We start from the raw sequence: 4,446 nt of genomic DNA, 5'->3' as shown, positions 1-4,446 counted from the left end.
CACCGAATCGCACTCCACTTTACTCTCTTCATGTTGAGTTGGGTGGCAAGATGGTTGATTTTGCGGGCTGGGAGATGCCTGTTCAGTATCCGTTGGGGATTATGGGTGAGCACAAGCAGTGTCGTGAGAAGGCGGCGGTGTTTGATGTGAGCCATATGGGTCAGGTGATCCTGAAGGGCGAGAATGTGGGCGAGAAGCTTGAGGCGCTCTGCCCGCAGGCCTATGCGACGCTGAAGGACGGCAAGGCGCGGTACGGGTTCTTTACGAATGAAGACGGCGGGATCATGGATGACCTGATCGTGTCGAACGCGGGGGATCACTACTTTGTGGTGGTGAACGCGGCGCTGCGCCATCAGGACATTCCGCATATGCGCGAGCACCTCGAAGGCGTCGAAGTGACCGAGATATTCGACCGCGCGCTGGTCGCCGTGCAAGGCCCCGCAGCGGAGAACGTTGTGGGTGAGCTTTGCCCGCCCGCCCGCGATCTGAAGTTCATGGAAACCACCGTGGCCGATATCAACGGCGTCGAATGCCGTATCTCGCGCCTGGGCTATACCGGTGAGGACGGGTACGAGATCTCGATCCCAGAGGACAAGGCGATTGAGATCACCCGCGCCTTCCTGGCGCATGAGGATTGTGAAGCGGCCGGTCTGGGCGCGCGCGACAGCCTGCGGCTGGAGGCGGGGCTGTGCCTCTATGGCAATGACATCGACCAGAGCACCTCGCCGATCGAAGCCTCGCTGAGCTGGGCGATCCAGAAGCGCCGCAAGGAAGAAGGCGGGTTCCCGGGGGCCGAGCGCATCCAACGCGAACTGGCCGAGGGCGCATCCCGCAAGCTGGTGGGCATCAAGCCCGAGGGCCGTGCGCCTGCGCGTCAGGGCGTTGAGATCCAGTGTACGGAAGGCAACACCATTGGCCAGATCACCTCGGGCGGGTTTGGCCCGACGGTCGGTGGCCCCGTTGCGATGGGCTATGTGTCCGCAGGTCATGGTGAGCCGGGCGAGACCGTCAATCTGATCATTCGGGGCAAGCCGCAACCGGCCGAGATCGTGGCGCTGCCCTTCGTCACCCAGAATTACAAGCGTTGAAGTCAGGAGAGAGACAAGATGGCAACCTATTATTCCGAAGAGCATGAGTGGATCGACGTGAACGGCGACACAGCCACTCTGGGCATCACCAAACATGCCGCCGAGCAGCTGGGCGATGTGGTCTTCGTGGAACAGCAGGAAGTGGGTGACGAGTTCGAGAAAGACGGCGAGATCGGCGTGATCGAATCCGTCAAGGCGGCGTCCGAACTCTATGCCCCGGTTGATGGCGAGATCGTCGAGGTCAACGAGGCGCTGGCCGACAATCCTGGCGCGCTGAACGAAGACCCCGAAGGTGAGGCATGGATCTACAAGATCAAGATCACCGACGCGTCGCAGCTGGAAGATCTGATGGATGAGGCCGGCTATAAGGACTTCATCGGCTGATCCAGACCGGAGCCCTGCACAGGGCTCCGCCCGTTCGGGCCGGACCGGCCCGTGATGATGTATCGGGGGCCTGCGTGGTCTCCGCCCGACCTGACTTATTCATAGGAGCGCTGCAATGGCTTTCAAACTGACCGACTACGAAGCCTATGACTTTGCCAATCGCCGCCATATCGGTCCCAGCCCGACCGAGATGCGCGACATGCTCAAGGTGATCGGCTTCAAGACGCTGGACCAACTGATCGACGCCACCGTCCCGCCGGCGATCCGCCAGAAAGAGCCGCTGGACTGGGGTCCTGCAATGACCGAGCGCGATGCGCTGTTCCACATGAAAGAGGTGGCGAGCAAGAACAAGGTGCTCACCTCGCTGATCGGTCAGGGCTATTACGGCACCACGACGCCGGCGCCGATCCTGCGCAACATCCTGGAAAACCCGGCCTGGTACACCGCCTACACCCCCTATCAGCCCGAGATCAGCCAGGGCCGTCTTGAGGCGCTGCTGAACTTCCAGACCATGGTCAGCGACCTGACCGGGCTCGATGTGGCCAACGCCTCGCTGCTGGACGAGGCCACAGCGGCTGCCGAAGCCATGGCCATGGCCAAGCGCGGCGGGCGGTCCAAGGCCAACAACGCGGCCTTCTTTGTTGATAAGAACTGCCACCCGCAGACCATCGCGGTCATCAAAACCCGCGCCGAGCCTCTGGGCATCGACGTGCAGGTGGCTGACCCCGACACGCTGGATGCAGGTGCCGTCTTTGGCGCCATCTTCCAATACCCCGGCACCCATGGTCACGTGCGCGACTTCACCAACGAGATTGCAGCGCTGCACGAACACAAAGCCATTGCCATCGTCGCTGCCGACATCCTGTCGCTGGCGCTGCTGAAGTCACCGGGTGAGATGGGCGCGGATATTGCCATCGGCTCGACCCAGCGCTTTGGCGTTCCGATGGGCTATGGCGGCCCGCACGCCGCTTACATGGCGACCACCGACAAGCTGAAGCGGTCCATGCCGGGCCGGATCATAGGCGTCAGCATCGACAGCCGCGGCAACAAGGCCTATCGCCTGGCGCTGCAAACCCGCGAGCAACATATTCGCCGCGAGAAAGCGAACTCGAACGTCTGTACTGCGCAGGCGCTGCTGGCGGTGATTGCCTCGATGTATGCGGTCTATCACGGCCCTGATGGCATCAAGGCCATTGCGCAATCGGTGCACCGCAAGACCTCGCGCCTGGCCGCCGGTCTGGAAGAGGCGGGCTTCTCGGTCGAACCCGAGGTGTTCTTCGATACCATCACGGTCGAGGTCGGCCATCTGCAAAAGACCGTCATGGAGGCTGCCGTCGCCCGAGGCGTCAACCTGCGCAAGGTCGGCGAGACCAAGGTTGGCATCAGCCTGGACGAACAGACCCGCCCCGAGACCATCGAAGCCGTCTGGGGGGCCTTTGGTATCGACAAGACAGACGACAGCTCGAACAAGCAGTACCGCCTGCCGGATTACGCGCTGCGCGAGACGCCGTATCTGACCCACGAGATCTTCCACAAGAACCGGGCCGAGGCCGAGATGACCCGCTATATGCGGCGTCTGGCCGACCGTGACCTGGCGCTGGACCGGGCGATGATCCCGCTGGGCTCGTGCACCATGAAGCTGAACGCCACGATCGAGATGATCCCGGTCACCTGGCCCGAGTTCGGCAATCTGCACCCGTTCTGCCCTGAAGATCAGGCGCAGGGCTATCACGAGATGATTGCCGATCTGAACGACAAGCTGTGCCAGATCACCGGCTATGACGCGATCTCGCAGCAGCCCAACTCGGGCGCGCAGGGCGAATATGCAGGCCTGCTGACCATCCGCAACTATCACTTCGCCCGCGGCGAAGGGCACCGCAATGTCTGCCTGATCCCAACCTCGGCGCACGGGACCAATCCAGCCTCGGCGCAGATGGTGGGCTGGCAGGTGGTGCCGGTGCAGGCGGATGAGAATGGCAACATTGATCTGAACGACTTCCGCGCCAAGGCCGAGAAGCATTCCGATCATCTGGCCGGCTGCATGATCACCTACCCCTCGACCCATGGCGTGTTCGAGACCACCGTGCAGGAGGTCTGCCAGATCACCCATGATCACGGCGGTCAGGTCTATATCGACGGGGCCAATATGAACGCTATGGTGGGTCTGTCGCGTCCCGGTGACATTGGCGGCGACGTCAGCCACCTGAACCTGCACAAGACCTTCTGCATCCCGCATGGCGGCGGGGGCCCCGGCATGGGGCCGATCGGCGTCAAGGCCCACCTGACCGAGCACCTGCCCGGCCACCCGGAATACGGCACCGCTGTGGGTCCGGTCTCGGCGGCGCCCTTCGGCTCACCCTCGATCCTGCCGGTCAGCTGGGCCTATGTGCTGCTGATGGGTGGCGCGGGTCTGACGCAGGCGACCAAAGTGGCGATCCTGAACGCCAACTATATCGCGGCGCGTCTGCAGGATGCCTATCCGATCCTCTACACCTCCGAGACCGGTCGTGTGGCGCATGAATGCATCCTCGACACTCGTCCGCTGGACGAGGCGGCGCATGTGACCGTGGATGACGTCGCCAAACGTCTGGTCGACAGCGGCTTCCACGCCCCGACCATGTCCTGGCCGGTGGCGGGCACCCTGATGGTGGAGCCCACCGAGTCCGAACCAAAGGACGAGCTGGACCGCTTCTGCGACGCCATGCTCTCGATCCGGGCCGAGGCGCAGGACATCATCGATGGCAAGATCGACGCGGAGAACAATCCGCTGAAAAACGCCCCCCACACGGTGCGCGATCTGGTCGGCGACTGGGACCGCCCCTACACCCGCGAACAGGCCTGCTTCCCGCCGGGCTCCATGGGCGTCGACAAATACTGGTCCCCCGTCAACCGCGTCGACAACGCATACGGTGACCGAAACCTCGTCTGCACATGCCCTCCAATGGAAGCTTACGAAGAAGCCGCCGAATAAAAC

The 4,446-nt window shown here is 62.8% G+C and carries 3 protein-coding genes; all 3 read left to right on the top strand.

The genetic code is table 11. The features are described 5' to 3' along the window. Positions 1-1,088, top strand: a 1,088-nt coding sequence (gene gcvT, locus ACR0J4_RS23040; protein WP_170747447.1) for a glycine cleavage system aminomethyltransferase GcvT, incomplete at its 5' end; no start/stop codon positions are given. Between the two features lie 18 nt (positions 1,089-1,106). After that, the gene (gcvH, locus tag ACR0J4_RS23035; RefSeq protein WP_170381008.1) at positions 1,107-1,472 is read left to right on the top strand and encodes a glycine cleavage system protein GcvH; all 366 of its coding nucleotides are present in this window, start codon (positions 1,107-1,109) and stop codon (positions 1,470-1,472) included. A 115-nt stretch (positions 1,473-1,587) separates the two neighbouring features. After that, positions 1,588-4,443 (top strand): aminomethyl-transferring glycine dehydrogenase, encoded by a 2,856-nt coding sequence (gene gcvP / locus ACR0J4_RS23030; RefSeq protein ID WP_170644478.1) that lies wholly within the window; start codon positions 1,588-1,590, stop codon positions 4,441-4,443. Positions 4,444-4,446: the final 3 nt, after the last annotated feature.

Source organism: Ruegeria sp. B10, assembly GCF_056539825.1.
Note: the sequence above shows the minus strand (reverse complement) of the source record. Positions and strands in the feature narration are given on the sequence as shown.

Excerpts from the sequence above, each read along its gene's own strand:
- gcvH (WP_170381008.1), top strand. The coding sequence starts at position 1,107 with ATGGCAACCTATTATTCCGAAGAGCATGAGTGGATCGACGTGAACGGC.
- gcvP (WP_170644478.1), top strand. The coding sequence starts at position 1,588 with ATGGCTTTCAAACTGACCGACTACGAAGCCTATGACTTTGCCAATCGC.